At 73.1% G+C, this 13685-nt stretch carries 14 protein-coding genes; 7 read left to right on the top strand and 7 right to left on the bottom strand.

Annotated features, from left to right (window positions below; translation table 11 throughout):
• Positions 1-49 precede the first annotated feature (49 nt).
• The gene (locus ACTFAP_RS02770; protein WP_500468130.1) at positions 50-511 is read left to right on the top strand and encodes an NUDIX hydrolase; all 462 of its coding nucleotides are present in this window, start codon (positions 50-52) and stop codon (positions 509-511) included.
• Here ACTFAP_RS02770 and ACTFAP_RS02765 read toward each other — a convergent pair.
• On the bottom strand, positions 508-1440 hold the full coding sequence (locus ACTFAP_RS02765; protein WP_390119927.1) for a LysR family transcriptional regulator: 933 nt from the start codon (positions 1438-1440) through the stop codon (positions 508-510). The genes ACTFAP_RS02770 and ACTFAP_RS02765 overlap by 4 nt on opposite strands.
• Positions 1441-1551: 111 nt before the next feature.
• On the opposite strand from ACTFAP_RS02765, the gene ACTFAP_RS02760 reads away from it, so the two are divergent.
• The 4 genes from ACTFAP_RS02760 to ACTFAP_RS02745 are packed head-to-tail and all read left to right on the top strand — an operon-like array spanning position 1552 to position 6659.
• Entirely contained in the window at positions 1552-2676 is a 1125-nt protein-coding gene (locus tag ACTFAP_RS02760) for a PrpF domain-containing protein (RefSeq protein WP_500468129.1), read from the top strand.
• A gap of 40 nt (positions 2677-2716) precedes the next feature.
• Complete coding sequence (locus ACTFAP_RS02755; RefSeq protein WP_495683333.1) at positions 2717-3841, top strand: ATP-binding cassette domain-containing protein; 1125 nt, start codon at positions 2717-2719, stop codon at positions 3839-3841.
• The gene (locus tag ACTFAP_RS02750; RefSeq protein WP_390119917.1) at positions 3838-5547 is read left to right on the top strand and encodes an ABC transporter permease; all 1710 of its coding nucleotides are present in this window, start codon (positions 3838-3840) and stop codon (positions 5545-5547) included. Before ACTFAP_RS02755 ends, ACTFAP_RS02750 begins: the two co-directional genes overlap by 4 nt.
• Positions 5544-6659 (top strand): ABC transporter substrate-binding protein, encoded by a 1116-nt coding sequence (locus ACTFAP_RS02745; protein WP_500468128.1) that lies wholly within the window; start codon positions 5544-5546, stop codon positions 6657-6659. Before ACTFAP_RS02750 ends, ACTFAP_RS02745 begins: the two co-directional genes overlap by 4 nt.
• 50 nt (positions 6660-6709) lie before the next feature.
• On the opposite strand, the gene ACTFAP_RS02740 is transcribed toward ACTFAP_RS02745, so the two are convergent.
• The 5 genes from ACTFAP_RS02740 to ACTFAP_RS02720 all read right to left on the bottom strand — a co-directional run bounded on the left by ACTFAP_RS02740 (position 6710) and on the right by ACTFAP_RS02720 (position 10448).
• Positions 6710-7576 carry a hypothetical protein gene (locus tag ACTFAP_RS02740; protein ID WP_500468127.1) on the bottom strand — a complete coding sequence of 289 codons (867 nt, stop codon included), beginning with the start codon at positions 7574-7576 and terminating at the stop codon, positions 6710-6712.
• Positions 7576-8844 carry a glycosyltransferase family 4 protein gene (locus tag ACTFAP_RS02735; RefSeq protein WP_500468126.1) on the bottom strand — a complete coding sequence of 423 codons (1269 nt, stop codon included), beginning with the start codon at positions 8842-8844 and terminating at the stop codon, positions 7576-7578. Before ACTFAP_RS02735 ends, ACTFAP_RS02740 begins: the two co-directional genes overlap by 1 nt.
• An 82-nt stretch (positions 8845-8926) precedes the next feature.
• Positions 8927-9283 carry an Asp23/Gls24 family envelope stress response protein gene (locus ACTFAP_RS02730; protein WP_500468125.1) on the bottom strand — a complete coding sequence of 119 codons (357 nt, stop codon included), beginning with the start codon at positions 9281-9283 and terminating at the stop codon, positions 8927-8929.
• The gene (locus ACTFAP_RS02725; protein ID WP_500468124.1) at positions 9277-9897 is read right to left on the bottom strand and encodes a hypothetical protein; all 621 of its coding nucleotides are present in this window, start codon (positions 9895-9897) and stop codon (positions 9277-9279) included. Before ACTFAP_RS02725 ends, ACTFAP_RS02730 begins: the two co-directional genes overlap by 7 nt.
• Entirely contained in the window at positions 9888-10448 is a 561-nt protein-coding gene (locus ACTFAP_RS02720; RefSeq protein ID WP_390119903.1) for an RNA polymerase sigma factor, read from the bottom strand. The genes ACTFAP_RS02725 and ACTFAP_RS02720 overlap by 10 nt, the downstream gene beginning before the upstream one ends.
• A 108-nt stretch (positions 10449-10556) precedes the next feature.
• Here ACTFAP_RS02720 and ACTFAP_RS02715 point away from each other — a divergent pair, with 108 nt between their 5' ends.
• Positions 10557-11063 carry an Asp23/Gls24 family envelope stress response protein gene (locus ACTFAP_RS02715; RefSeq protein WP_390119900.1) on the top strand — a complete coding sequence of 169 codons (507 nt, stop codon included), beginning with the start codon at positions 10557-10559 and terminating at the stop codon, positions 11061-11063.
• Between the two features lie 235 nt (positions 11064-11298).
• On the top strand, positions 11299-12483 hold the full coding sequence (locus ACTFAP_RS02710) for a YihY/virulence factor BrkB family protein (RefSeq protein ID WP_500468123.1): 1185 nt from the start codon (positions 11299-11301) through the stop codon (positions 12481-12483).
• Positions 12484-12511: 28 nt separating this feature from the next.
• On the opposite strand, the gene ACTFAP_RS02705 is transcribed toward ACTFAP_RS02710, so the two are convergent.
• A complete protein-coding gene (locus tag ACTFAP_RS02705) occupies positions 12512-13513 on the bottom strand; it encodes an alpha/beta hydrolase (RefSeq protein ID WP_500468122.1) in 1002 nt (333 codons plus the stop codon).
• Between the last annotated feature and the right edge of the window lie 172 nt (positions 13514-13685).

Here is a 13685-nt window from a genome sequence, read left to right as displayed (position 1 = left end):
CTTCACCCAGGAAGATCACGATCTGCGACTGGAGTACTAGGCTCTCCGGATGCGTCTTCCCCGCCGTGCCGCCCGGATCGCCGTGCTCGCTCCCGATGGCGCCGTCTTCCTGTTCCGCTACGACAACCCGGAGGTCGGCGTCCACTGGGCGATGCCCGGCGGCGGGCTGGAGCCGGGCGAGGAGGCACGTGCCGGTGCGCTCCGGGAGCTCGCGGAGGAGACCGGCTGGACCGACCTCGAACCGGGGCCGCTGCTGTGCACCTGGGAACACGACTTCACCCGCGCCGGCGTCCCGGTCCGCCAGCACGAGCACATCTGGGTCGCCGCCGGGCCGCGCCGGGAGCCGGTCGGTGATCTGACCGCGTCCCATGCGGCGGACGCGATCCTGCGCTGGCGGTGGTGGGCACCGGCGGAGCTGGCCGGGGCCACCGAAGCGCTGTGGCCACCGCAGTTGCCCGCTTTGCTCCGGCGACCGCCGGCCGGGATCGACCTCGGCTTCGTCGCCGGCTAACCGGCGGTCGGTCGGGTGCGGTCACGGCGCAGGGTGTCCGCCGCCTCGTGGAAGAGGGTTTCCGCCGCCGCCTCGGCCGGGGTGGGACGGCGGTCGGCCAGCCGCGCCAGCAGGATGCGGCGGGTGGGTGCCGAGGGCTCCAGGGCGATCACCTTGATCCCCGAGCGCAGGTTCGTCAGCGCCAGACCGGGCGCCAGCGCGACGCCGAGCCCGATCGAGACCATCGCCTGCGCCTCCTGGTAGTCGTGGGCGAAGAACGCGATCGATGGCTGAAAACCGGCCGCGCGGCAGCTGCGCGCCAGCACATCGGCCACCGGGTGCTCGTCGGCCCGGGTGATCCACTCCTCCGCGCTCAGCTCCGCCATGGTCACCGACGCGCGGTGCGCCAGCGGGTGCCCGTCCGAGACGATCAGCGCGGTCGCGTCCTCCAGCAGCGGGGTGAGCGCCAGCGCCGGATCGTCCACCCGGCTCCAGTCGTAGTCCCACAGCAGCGCCAGCTGGATCTCGCGGCTCTCCAGCATCGCCCGCAGCCCGTCGAGGACGGCGCTGCGCACCACGAGTCGGATGCCCGGATGGGCCTGCGCGAAGCGCCGGACCACCAGCGGAAGCAGTGAGGATCCGGCGGTCGGGAAGGACCCGATGCGCAGTTCGCCCGAGCGAAGTCCGGCGATCTCGTCGAGCTCGGCCGCCGCCGCGCCCAGCTGCCGACCGATCCGCTGGGCGTGCCGTACCAGAGCTTCTCCCGCCGGGGTGAGGGCCACGCCCCTGGCATGGCGTTCGAGCAGCGGCTGACCGGCCTCCGACTCCAGCTTTGCGATTTGCTGCGACACCGCGGACGGGGTGAACGCCATGGCCTGTGCCGCCGCCGTCAGCGAGCCGTGCGCGGCCACCTCGGCGAGCAGCAGCATCCGCCGTACATCGAGTCTCATCGGGGCCAGCCTTAAGTTTTGCTGAAGGGGCATCCACTTTTCCGAGATTGTACTGAACCTCCCCGGCGTCCATGCTCGACATCGCTCGGACCAGGTACGGAAGGACGTCGGGTGTTGCGACTGCCAGGAACCCTCATGCGCGGCGGGACCAGCAAATGCTGGATCTTCGACGCCCGCGATCTGCCCCCCGGCGCCACGGAGGCCGGCGGCCGGCTGGAGGAGGTGCTCGCCTCAGCGTTCGGCGCCCGTGACCCGCGCCAGATCGACGGCGTCGGCGGCGCCACCTCCACGACCTCCAAGGCCGCGATCGTGCGCCCCTCCACCGAGGACGGCGTCGACGTCGAGTACCTGTTCGCCCAGGTCGGCATCGGCACCCCCGGCGTCGAGTGGGGCAGCAACTGCGGCAACTGCGCCACCGCGGTCGGCCTGTACGCCCTGCTCAACGGGCTCGCCACCGCCACCGCGCCGCACAGCACCGTCGTCATGCGCAACCGCAACACCGGCGTCCGGCTCTCCGCCACCGTCCCCACCCCGCACGGCACCGTCCCCGAACTCGGCACCGCGACCGTGCCCGGCTCGCTGGCCACCGGCGTCCCCGTCGGGCTCGGCTTCCGGCGCCCCTCGGGGGCCAGCACCGGCGCCCTGCTGCCCACCGGCACCCCCGTGGACACCCTCGACGGTGGGATTCCGGCCACCCTGGTCGACGCCGGCGCCCCCGCCGTCCTCGCCGACGCCGCCGCGCTCGGCGCCACGGGACTGGAGCACCCCGAGGCGTTCGCCGCCCTGGTGCCCGCCCTCGCCACCCTGCGCCGGGCGGCGGCACTGCGCATGGGCCTGGCCACCGACCGTGACCCCGTCAGCCACGCCATCCCCAAAGTGGGGGTCGTGGCGCCGCCCGGCGACTACCTCACCACGCTGGGTGATCAGGTGAAGGGGTCTGATTACGATGTGGCCGTTCGCATGGTTTCCATGCACGCGCCGCACCCGGCCATCGGGCTGACCTCCGCAGTGGCCGTCGCGGCGGCGGTGCTGACGCCCGGCACGATCCCGGCGCAGTTGGCCGAAAACCGGCCGTCCGCCTCCGTCATCCGGCTGGGAACCCCGGCCGGAGTAGTGACCGCCGAAGCGGAGACCGACTCCGCCGGCACCGTCCGGCTCATCACCCTGTACCGGGCCGCCCGCCGTATCGCCACCGCTCAACTTCTCGTCCCCGCACTACTCCAGGAAAGCGTGTGAGCGGCACCGCACACGTTGTCTGGGCAGCAAAGGAGCTGTCGTGAAAGTCCAGTTGGAGAACATCACCCTCGCCTACGGCGAAGCCACCGCCATCGACGGGCTCAGCGTCACGGTCGAGGACGGCGAGTCACTGGTGCTGCTGGGGAAGTCGGGCTGCGGCAAGACCTCCACCATGCGCTGCGTGGCCGGCCTGGAGACCCCCACCCGCGGCCGGATCACCATCGGCGACACCGTCGTCTTCGACAGCGAACGCGGCATCCGGACGGCGCCCAACAAACGCAACGTGGGCATGGTCTTCCAGTCGTACGCGGTGTGGCCGCACCGCACGATCTTCCAGAACGTCGCCTTCCCCCTCCAGCAGCAGCGGCTGCCCAAGGCCGAGATCCGCGAGCGCGTCGCCGAGGTCCTCGAACTGGTCGGTCTCACCGACTACGCCGAGCGCGGCGCCAGCCTCCTCAGCGGCGGCCAGATGCAGCGCGTCGCCCTCGCCCGCAGCCTCGTCATGCGTCCCAGTGTGCTGTTGCTCGACGAACCGCTGTCCAACCTGGACGCCCGGCTGCGCGACCGGCTGCGCGTCGAACTGCGCGACATCCAGCAACGTCTGGGCCTCACCTGCGTCTACGTCACCCACGACCAGTCCGAGGCGCTGGCCCTGGCCGACCGCATCGCGCTGATGCAGGGCGGCCGCATCGTCCAGATCGACCGCCCCGAGCGGATCTACGACGCGCCGTCCTCGGCGGCCATCGCCGACTTCCTCGGTGTCTCCAACATCTTCCCCTGCGACCCGGGGACCGCCGCCCCGGCCACCGGCACCACCACGCCCGCCGCCACCAGCACCTTCCGCCTCACCGGCCACGCCACCGAGGTCACCAGCGCCGCCCCCACCCCCGCCGGCGGCCTCACCGCCCCCCGGGCCTGTATCCGCCCCGAGGACATCCAGCTCACCCCCGAGCCCCTGACCGGCACCAACACCTGGCCCGGCCGCGTCGACGTGGTCAGCTTCCAGGGCTCCTACGTCCGCTACCGCGTCGCCCTCAAGGACGGCCCCGACCTGGACGCCATCGTCCCGCGCCGCGGCACCTCCCTGCTGGGCGTCGGCGAACCCGTGTGGGCCACCGCCGACCCCGCCGCCATCCAGGTGCTCCCCGCCGAGGTGACCGCATGAGCGCCCTCATCGGCAGACTCCGCCGCGGCCTGCCCACCTCCGTCCTGCTGCTGGTCCTGGGCGTGCTGGTCATCGTCCCCATGCTGTTCATCGCGCTCGCCGCGTTCAGCTCCGAGATACCCCGGCCCGGCTCCATCGGCCTCAGCGGCCTGTCCTTCGACAACTTCGCGATCTTCGGCTCCAGCCAGGCACTCGGCGCCGTCGGCAACTCCCTGCTGATCGCCGGTTCCGCCTCCGTGCTGGCCCTCGCCATCGGCTGCGGCCTGGCCTTCCTCGCCGCCCGCACCGACGCCCCGGGCCGCCGCTTCATCTACTTCGCCGGCATCGCCCCGATGTTCCTGCCCTCGCTGGTCGGGGCGCTGGCCTGGTCCCTGCTCGGCAGCCCCGCCACCGGATTCCTCAACCTGCTGCTGCACGGCGCCGGACTCGACATCACCCTCAACATCTACAGCACCCCCGGCCTGGTGATGGTCCTGGCGCTGTACTACGCCCCGTACGCCTTCCTCCTGGTGCACGGCGCGCTCTCCCTCATGAACCCCGACCTGGAGGAAGCCGCCTTCGTGCACGGCGGCACCCGCCGCCGCACCCTGCGCCGGGTCACCTTCCCCCTCGCCCTCCCCGCGATCCTGGGCTCCGGCATCCTCATCTTCGCCCTCACCATGGAGAACTTCCCCGTCGCCCAGGTGATCGGCAACCCCGCCCAGATCGACACCCTGCCCAGCTTCATCTACCGGCTGATGAACGCCTCGCCCTCCCGGGGCAACGAGGCCGCCGCCGTCGCCATCGTGCTCACCGGCGTCCTGCTCATCGTCACCGCGATCCAGCAGCGCGCCGTCCTGCGCCGCAAGTTCACCACCGTCACCGGCAAGGGCGTCAAGCCCAAGAAGGTGCCGCTGGGCCGCTGGCGGCTGCCCGCCCTCGCCGCCGCCGTCACCTACTTCGTACTCGCCGTGGTCCTGCCGCTGGGCGCGCTGCTGATCGCCTCGCTGCAGAACTCCCCGTACGTGGCCTCCCTCGGCCAGCTCACCGACCCCGGCGCGCTGTCCTTCTACGCGCTCGGCGAGATGATCACCTCGCCCGAGTTCCTCCAGGCCGCCCGCAACAGCGTGCTCACCGCCGTGCTCGCCGGACTCATCGGCACCGCCCTGAGCTTCGCCCTCGCCTACACCGTCTACCGCACCGGCGCCGCCGGCCGCCGCGTCCTGGAGTTCGCCGCCATGGCGCCGCTGGCCGTGCCCGCCATCGTGCTGGGCCTGGGTCTGCTGTGGACCTGGCTGGTCATGCCGCTGCCGGTGTACGGCACGGTCATCGTGCTGATCGTCGCCTTCCTCGCCGTCTTCCTGCCCCAGGGCTACCGGGGCGTGAGCGCCTCCATCCTCCAGGTGGACCGCGATCTGGAGGACAGCGCCGTGCTGCTCGGCGCCCACCGCGTCAAGGCCGTCACCAAGGTCACCCTGCCGCTGATGCGGGTCGGCATGGTCTCCACCCTGCTGCTCCTGCTGATGCTGTGCATGCGCGAACTGTCCGCCGCGCTCTTCCTGTTCACCTCCGACACCCGGCTGCTGTCCATCCTCATCTTCGACAACTACGACAACGGCGCCATGCAGGGCGCCGCCTCGGTGAGCCTGCTGTACTGCGGCGTCATCGGGATCATCGCCCTGCTGGCCAAATCCCTGGGAGCACGGACCGTGGACGGTGCCCGATGAGAACGACCCCCCGGTACGCCCTCGCCGCGCTCGCCCTCCCCATCGCTCTGGCCGCCGCCTCGTGCGCGGCACCCCCGTCCGTGAACGTGGTGGACGCCGAGTCCGCCACCGTGGACACCGCCGACGGCCTGGTGGTGGACGGCGAACGCATCGCGGACGCCGACCTGTTCGAGGCGGCCCGCGCCGAGGGTTCGCTCTCCCTGTACAGCGGCTATGTCGAGAATTCCGAGAAGCAGGTCATCGCCGCCTTCGAACGGGACACCGGCATCGAGGTCAACCTGGTGCGGCTGGTGCCCAACCGGCTGTCCGAACGCGTCCTGAGCGAACAGGGCGCCGGCCGGCTCGGCGCCGACGTGGTGCGCACCTCCGACTACGACATCGCCATGCGCATGTACGACGCCGGGGTGTTCACCAGCCACGAGGTGCCCGGCTACGACACCCTGGACGACACCGTCACCTACCAGGACGGGGCGTTCTACCGGGTCTTCAACCCGCTGTACACCTTCGCCTACAACACGGTGCTGGTCGATCCGCAGGAGGCGCCCACCTCCTGGGACGAGCTGACCGGGGACGAGTGGAAGGGCCGGCTCGGCATCACCCAGGTCGGCGCGGGCGGCTCCTCGCTCACCCTCACCCGGTTCCAGGAGGAGCAGCTGGGCCCGGACTTCCTGCCCGCCCTGGCCGACCAGCAGCCGCGCATCTTCGACTCCTCCAGCGCCGCGCTGGAATCCCTGGCCAGGGGCGAGGTCGCGGTGGCCACCGCCGTGGTGAGCAGCGTCAACATCGCCGCGGCCAAGAACGCACCGGTCGACTTCGTGGTCCCCCAGGAAGGCATGGCCGCCTACGACTACTTCGTCGGCAAGACCTCCTCGGCCCGCCACGAGGCCGCCGCCGAGCTGTTCCTCGACTGGAACCTGTCCCAGCGCGGCCAGGACGTGTTCCGCCAGATCGGCGAGTTCCCCGCGCGCACCGATGTCAGCCCGCCGGAGATCCTGGGGCACCAACTGCCCACGGTGGAGTCCGGGCTGATCGTCCGGATCCCGCCGCTGGAGCTGCTCGCCGCCGCCGAGGGCGATCAGCGGCGCTGGCTCTCCCTGTTCGGCTATCTGTGACGGCACCGGCCGGGGGCGACGGGTACGCCCCCGGCCGGCCCCGGCGGTGATCATCCCGCCGGGGCGTTCACCTCGATCGACAGGTCGTTGTCCACCGTGTAGTAGGGGAACACCCGCTGCCCGGCCACCTGGGTGTGCGGGTAGACGAAGACCCGCTTGCGCTCGGCCACATCGTCCAGCAGCCGGGAGATCCGGATCCTGGGCGCGGTGGGGGAGGGGAGCCAGAACAGGTCCCAGTAGGCGGCGCGCGGCGGCTCCTCCTCCAGCAGCCCGGCCAGCTCCACCGTGAACACGATGCCGCCGTCGGCGTCCGTGCGGGGCTCCACCACGTGCTGCGGCCCGCCCTTGCCGCGACGCCGCAGCAGCACCCGCGCACCGGGCTCCGGCGCCACCCCCACCAGCCGGGCCCGTACCGTCAGCGCACCGTCGGCCAGCCGCAGCCCGCCGGCCTCCACATGCCCCTCGCGCCGCCACGCCCGCAGCACCAGGTGGCCCTCCTTGCCGGCGTACGGCACCCGTACCGCCAGCGGCCCGGCGGGCACGGGCAGCGTCCGGTCCACCAGGGCACGCAGATCGCGTATCCCGGCCGCCACCGGCAGCGACACGCCGTCACCGCTGAGGCGGACCTCCCAGTGCCCCTCGGCCAGCACCGGCTCGGCGGGCAGCAGGGCCCGTACCCGGCCGGGCCGTCCGGGCACCGGGGTCGTCTCCAGCGTCACGTCCGTAGCCTGTTCGCCCGTGCCGGGGCGCCGCCGCAGCAGCACCCGCGCCGTGCCGTCCGGCATCCCGCCGGGCAGGTCGAGTTGGACGGTGAAGACCCCGGCCGCGTCCACCGCGCAGTCGGCCACTGGCGGTTCCGTCTGCTGTGCCCCGGTCACGGCCCCAGTGGCCTCGTCACTCTTCCCGCTCGCACCCATCACCGCTCCCTCCGCACCGTCTTGAGGGTGGCGGCGCCCGCCGCCAGCGTCAGATCCCGCACCGCGTGGCCACGGCTGACCAGGGCCGCGCCGAAACCGCGCCGTCCGCCGCCCGCCCGGCGCGGCGCACCGCCGCGCCGGGCCGCGACCAATTCCTCGAACATCGCCTCGGCCCGGTCCACCACCGGCACCGGATCGAATCGGGTGGCGTTCTCCAGGGCCTGCCGCCCCATCCGCCGCCGCAGGGCCTCGTCCGCCATCAGCCGTTCCAGGCCGGCCGCCAGCGCGCGCGGATCGCCGACCGGCACCAGCAGGCCGTCCACCCCGTCCTCGATGATCTCGCGCGGGCCGTTGGGGCAGTCGGTGGAGACCACCGGAAGTCCGCAGCGCATCGCCTCCACGATGGTCATGCCGAACGACTCGAACTCCGAGGTCATCACGGCGATGGAGCCCTTGACCCACTCCGCCTCCAGCGGGGTGGCCGGGCCCATCAGGAACACCTGGTCGTTCAGTGCCAGTTCGTCGATCCGCTGCCGCAGCCGGTCCCGCTCCGGGCCGTGCCCGTAGATCCGCAGCTGCCAGTCGGGGAACCGCTCGGCGAGCAGCGCCCAGGACTCGATCAGCCGGTCGTAGCGCTTGACCTTGTGCAGCCGCCCGGCGGCGATCACCACCCGGGCGCGGCCGTCGGCCGGCGGCAGCACCGGCTCGGGCACGGAGTTCGGCAGCGCCTCCACGCGGACCCGGGGCAGCCGCATCTTGCGGCGGTAGGAGGCGGCGTCCGCTTCGGTGACCGTGGTGATCCCGTCCAGCCGGTGGTAGACACGGCGCATGGCGGTACGCATCCGGGAGGGGTGACTGTCCAGCGTCAGATGCTCCTGGGCCACCTTCACCACCCGGTCCGGGGCCTGCCGCGCCAGGTGGACGTTGAGCCCGGCCCGGGTGCCGATGACGACATCGGCGTCGAGGGAGCCGAGCGCGGCGGCGATCCGTTCGTCGGTCAGCTCGCTGTACTGCGCGCGCCGCGTGTCCCCGGAGGGGAAGACGCGGGAGGGCCGGCCGTGCCGGGGGTCGTCCTGCTCGGTGAGCAGATCGACGAGGGTGCGCATCCGTACCCGGGGGTCGAGCGTGAGGTGCGGCTGCTCCCGGTGCCGCAACACCGAGACGATCTCGACATCGTGCCGTCCGGCCAGTGCCCCCGCGAGGTTGAACGTGGTTCTGATGGTTCCTCCGATTCCATAGCCGTTATGGAGGAGGAAGGAGATCTTCATATCTTCAAAGACAGCCCGGGGGACCGGGAGCGTTGCAGACTTGACCAAAAGATGGTGCAAATGGAGCGAATGAACCGCCCGGTCAGGCGATGTCGCTCACCGTGACGGACACCGCGACCCGTTCCGTCGTGGCGCCGCCGGCCCCGGCACCGCCCGGCGCCAGCACCTCGGCGACCGCCCCGGTCACCGCCGCCCGTACCGCCCGCGTCACCTCCACTGCCCGGTGGCCGCGCTCCGCCGCCAGCTCGACCCGGATCTCCCAGCTCCCCGCGGTCCGGCCCGGCCGGACCCGGACCCCCGCCGGACCGCGCCGCGCCCCCGACCCCGTGGGACGCAGCAGATCGGCCAGGCCCGGCCGCAGGAACGCCACCCCCTCCACGCCGCGCGCCGCCGCGAAGGCCGCCCGTCGCACCCGCTCGGCGAGTTCACCGTTCACCATGCGCCACGCCCCCGTTCCCCGTCCGCTTCCCGAAGATCGACGACCACCACGTCCACCGCGTGCACCCGCAGCCCCAGCCGCTCGTCCGCCGCCCGGGCCACCTCGTCCCGCACCGTCGCCGCGAGCGCCGGAATCGTCCAGGACAGGTCCGCCACCACCTCCAGCCGCACCCGCACCGGGCCGCGTGTCACCGAGCCCCGGCCGCCCGCGCCCAGCGGCGCGATCCGGCAGCTCCCGGCCGTCACCCCCGTCAGCGCGTCCACCGCCCCGCGGAACACCTTGGCGGCGGCTGCCTCCACGATCCACGCGTCCTCGTCCGGCTCGCCCAGCGGAAGCGTCCGTCCCGGCCGCAGCTCCATGCGCACGATGTCCATCACCCGTGTCACCGACAGCTCGCGGCGCGGTGCCGCCTCCTCCTCGGCGCGCGAACGCGAGACGACGCCCTCCAGCGCGCGCAGCTCCTCCAGCGCCCGGGCGCAGTGCGGACAGTCGCCGGGATGCCCCGCCACCGCCGCGGAGCCGCTCCCGGCGTCGTCCCACAGCTCCATCAGGGACCGCCCGCAGGGCAGCAGCTCGTCCTCGGTCTCCTCCTGGGGCCCGTCGTTCAGCGCCATGCCGCCATCGCCTCCGTCAGAGCGCGCCTGGCCCGGAATATCCGGCCGCGCACCGCCTGCTGACTGATTCCGACCGCCTTCGCGATGTCCTCGTACGACAGATCGTGGAACTCCCGCAACACCCAGCATGCCCGCTGTTCGGGGGAGAGGCCCGACAGCGCCTCGCGCAGCGCGTGCACCGCCGCCCCCGTCACGGCCGCCCCCTCGGGGGAGGCGGTGCTCTCCGGCGCGGCCGGTTCGGCCACCGCCTCCAGCGGGGTGAGGGGACGCCGGGCCCGCAGCACGTTCAGGCAGCGGTTGGTGACGATGCGGTACATCCAGCTGCCGAACGCCGCCTCCCGCCGGAACTCGGGCAGCCGGCGCCAGGCGCTCACCAGCGCCTCCTGCACCGCGTCCTCCGCCTCGGCCGCACTGCCGAGCAGCTGTTCCGCGAGCCGCAGGAGCACCGGTCCGTGCCGCCGTACCAGCACCTCAAAGGCATCCTCGTCACCTTCTCCCGCCCGCACCGCGAGCAGCGCGTCGTCGTGACCGGCCGACCCGTTCCCGGACACGCACCGCCCCCTTCCGAAAAAAATCCGCCGCGACCGCGTGACGATCCGCCGTGCGCCGTGTCCAACCGGATGTCAGCACGACAACACCGCATGACGGGAAGGTACGCCATGGCAGCCAAGACAGTTTCCCCCACCGCTGTTCCGGCCCCCGCGACCGAGCAGCAGGCGGCGGAGCCCTCGGACGGCACCACCAGCCTCAGCGAGGGCCGCAGCGGCACGCAGGAGCCGGCCGCCGAGCGGGGACAGACCTCCATCGCCGGTGGCGTGGTGGAGAAGATCGCCGGCCTCGCCGCCCGCGAGGTGCCCGGGGTGGCCGCTCTGGGCGGCTCGCTCAGCCGCACGCTCGGCGCCGTCCGGGACCGGGTGCCCGGCGGGCGCTCCGGGGTCAGCCGCGGGGTGAAGGTGGAGGTCGGGCAGAAGCAGACCGCCGTCGACCTCGACGTGGTCGTCGAGTACGGGGTGCCCATCACCGATGTCGCGCACGAGGTGCGGGAGAACGTCATCGCGGCGGTCGAGCGGATGACCGGCCTCGAAGTCGTCGAGGTCAACCTCTCCATCGTCGACGTGCGGCTGCCCGACGAGGAGGACCCGGACGACGAGGCGCGGGTGCGGTGAGCCACGCCAAACGCCACTGGACGCAACGGACTTCACCGGCCGTGGGCGTCATCGTGGCCGGGCTCGTCGTCTGGACCCTGCACATGGTCCAGGCGGCGGCCCGCCCGGCGCTGCCGGCAGAACACTCAAGCGGAGGGGTAACCGGCAGCGGCAGTACCGCTGAGCTGGTCCTATCCTGCGTACAGTGGGCGTTCGGCGCCCTGATCGAGGCCGTACGACAGGCAGGGTGAACGCGATGCGGGGAGCACGGATCAGGCGGCTCATCCACCGGCGTCCGCCCACACACTGGCGCAAGGCGCTGCGGCGCACGCCGGTGTCACTGTGGCGCGACGACATCGACCACTGGGCGGCGGCCCTCACGTACTACACGGTGCTCGCGCTCTTTCCCGGGCTGCTGGTCGCGCTGTCGGTGATGAGCCTCACCTGGCCCGGCGCCGCGCCCGAACTGATCGGCCACGTCACGGCGCTGGTGCCGGCCAACTCGCGGGCGGACGTGCACGACGCGCTGCGCGACCTGGCCGACCAGCGCGGCGCGGCCTCCGTACTGATCGTGGTGGCCACGGTCAGCGCCGTCGTCTCGGCGTACAACTATCTGAGCGTCTTCCGGCGGGTGCAGCACGCCATGCACGGGGTGCAGGACAACCGGCCGGCCTGGCGGCACATCCACCGCACGCTGCTCACCGCGCTCGGCCTGCTGGGACTGCTGGTGGTCTCCGCCACGGCGCTGATCCTCACCGGCGGGGCGGTGCGCACCATAGGGCGGGCGCTGGGCACCGGGGAGGCGGTCGCGGCCGGCTGGAGCGCCCTGAAGTGGCCGCTGCTGATGCTGCTGGTGGCCGGCCTGGTGATGATTCTCTTCCACACCGGGCCACCGGCCGGGCGCGCGCCGGGGCGCGGTGTGGCGGGCGGGGTGCTGGCGATGCTGCTGTGGCTGGTGGCCTCGGCCGGCTTCGCGCTGTACGCCTCGCACGTGAGTACCTACAACCGGCTGTACGGACCTCTGGCCGGGGTGATCGTCTTCCTGGTGTGGCTGTGGCTGACCAATCTGTCGCTGCTGGCGGGAGCCCAGTTCAACGCCGAACTGGCCCGGCTGCGCCAACCGCCGGACGGGGCGCCGGGGCTGCCCGCGGCGCCCGCACGGCAGCCGGGGGACCCGGTGACGGGCTCGCCGCCGTCCACCGCCCACCAGGGCGCGGGGCTGTCCTCGGAGATCACCATGGAGTTGCCGAAGCCCCCGGTGAACGGCGCGGGAGGGCGCGAGAGCGACGGGCCCGCGCCGCCCCAGGGGCCGGCGGGGAGCCCGCCGGCTCCGGGAGACCGTCCGGTGAGGCCCGCCCCGGGGCCCCGGTCCGGCGGCACCGCGCGCAGCGACCCCCGGGACGGCACCCCGATACCCCACGGTCTGCCGCCCGCCCGCTGACCCCGGGCCGTGCCGCTCGGGGCGCTGCCTACAGAGCGCCCAGCAGTACCGGCAGGGCCCGGCGCAGCTCGCCCGGTCCGTAGCCGCCGGTGTGGGTGCCGGGGTGGAAGTGCGCCTCGACCTGGACCCCCACCGAGATCAGCCGGTCGGTCAGGGCCCGGGTCTCCCTGCCGATGATGGCCTCGGTCACGGACACCACGGTGTCCGGGAGGCGTTCGATCCACTCCTCGGTGCCGGGGATGAAGGTCTCGTCCTCCCAGTCCGGGCCCTCCCGTTCGCCCCGGGTCCCGTCGCCCGCCGACAGATACACCGGCGTCCCCAGCAGCCCCCGCACGTGGTGGTACGGGTCGCGCGCGATCCAGTTGCGGCGCTGGGCGACGGGGTCGCCCCAGATCGCGAGGGGGTCCACGCCCACCAGCCGGGCCCCCGCCAGCCACACCTCCGGGTGGGCCAGCGGATGGACGGGGCTGCTGAATGCCGCCACCGCGCCGAACATCCCGGGGTGGCGGGACGCGTACGACAGCGCGCCGTACCCGCCCTGCGATTCGCCGGCCAGCGCGCGGACCGGGCCCGCCCCGTACTCCCGCTCCATGAGGGGGATCACCTCGCGCAGATGGAAGGTCTCGACGGCCGGCGGGCCGCCGGCGCCGTGGTTCCACCAGTCGGTGCAGAAGCCGAACAGCGGCATCGAGGGCATCACCACCAGCACCTCGGCCAGCTCGGGGATGTCCTGGATCGCGAACTCCCCGGTCCACACGTGGTGGTCGCCGTCTCCGCCCGGCAGCAGGTAGAGGGTCGGCCAGCGGTCGCCGGGGCGGCGCCGGTCCCAGCCGCGCGGGGTGAGCAGCGCGATCTCCCCCGGGCCGCCCAGGGCGGGGGAGTCGATGGTCACCTCCACCAGCCGCCCGCCCGGGCGCCTCCCCCCGGTGGCCTCGGTGTGCGGCGCCCCGGCGGCGCCCATCAGGGCGGGGGCGGCGGCCACCGCCGCCGTGCCGGCCAGCAGACCGCGGCGGCTCACGGGAGGGGACATGACGGGCTCCTCGGGTTCGATGGGATGGGGCGTGCGTCGTCAGGGTTATCGGCCGTGCGCGGTGTGCGCCTGAGCGCCCGCACTCCCGGTCCGCCACCCGTCCGCTTGCCAGCGCATCAGAGGGCGTACGGCGTACGCCAGTTGCGCGGGTGAATCCTTCCGCGCCTCCGGA

This window comes from Streptomyces sp. PH9007 (assembly GCF_059813725.1).
This window is presented reverse-complemented; position numbering and strand designations above follow the sequence as displayed.

Coding starts and splice junctions, on each gene's coding strand:
- ACTFAP_RS02765 (WP_390119927.1), bottom strand. CDS start 1,440: ATGAGACTCGATGTACGGCGGATGCTGCTGCTCGCCGAGGTGGCCGCG.
- ACTFAP_RS02710 (WP_500468123.1), top strand. CDS start 11,299: ATGCGGGGAGCACGGATCAGGCGGCTCATCCACCGGCGTCCGCCCACA.
- ACTFAP_RS02750 (WP_390119917.1), top strand. CDS start 3,838: ATGAGCGCCCTCATCGGCAGACTCCGCCGCGGCCTGCCCACCTCCGTC.
- ACTFAP_RS02770 (WP_500468130.1), top strand. CDS start 50: ATGCGTCTTCCCCGCCGTGCCGCCCGGATCGCCGTGCTCGCTCCCGAT.
- ACTFAP_RS02740 (WP_500468127.1), bottom strand. CDS start 7,576: ATGGGTGCGAGCGGGAAGAGTGACGAGGCCACTGGGGCCGTGACCGGG.
- ACTFAP_RS02705 (WP_500468122.1), bottom strand. CDS start 13,513: ATGTCCCCTCCCGTGAGCCGCCGCGGTCTGCTGGCCGGCACGGCGGCG.
- ACTFAP_RS02735 (WP_500468126.1), bottom strand. CDS start 8,844: ATGAAGATCTCCTTCCTCCTCCATAACGGCTATGGAATCGGAGGAACC.
- ACTFAP_RS02730 (WP_500468125.1), bottom strand. CDS start 9,283: ATGGTGAACGGTGAACTCGCCGAGCGGGTGCGACGGGCGGCCTTCGCG.
- ACTFAP_RS02715 (WP_390119900.1), top strand. CDS start 10,557: ATGGCAGCCAAGACAGTTTCCCCCACCGCTGTTCCGGCCCCCGCGACC.
- ACTFAP_RS02725 (WP_500468124.1), bottom strand. CDS start 9,897: ATGGCGCTGAACGACGGGCCCCAGGAGGAGACCGAGGACGAGCTGCTG.
- ACTFAP_RS02745 (WP_500468128.1), top strand. CDS start 5,544: ATGAGAACGACCCCCCGGTACGCCCTCGCCGCGCTCGCCCTCCCCATC.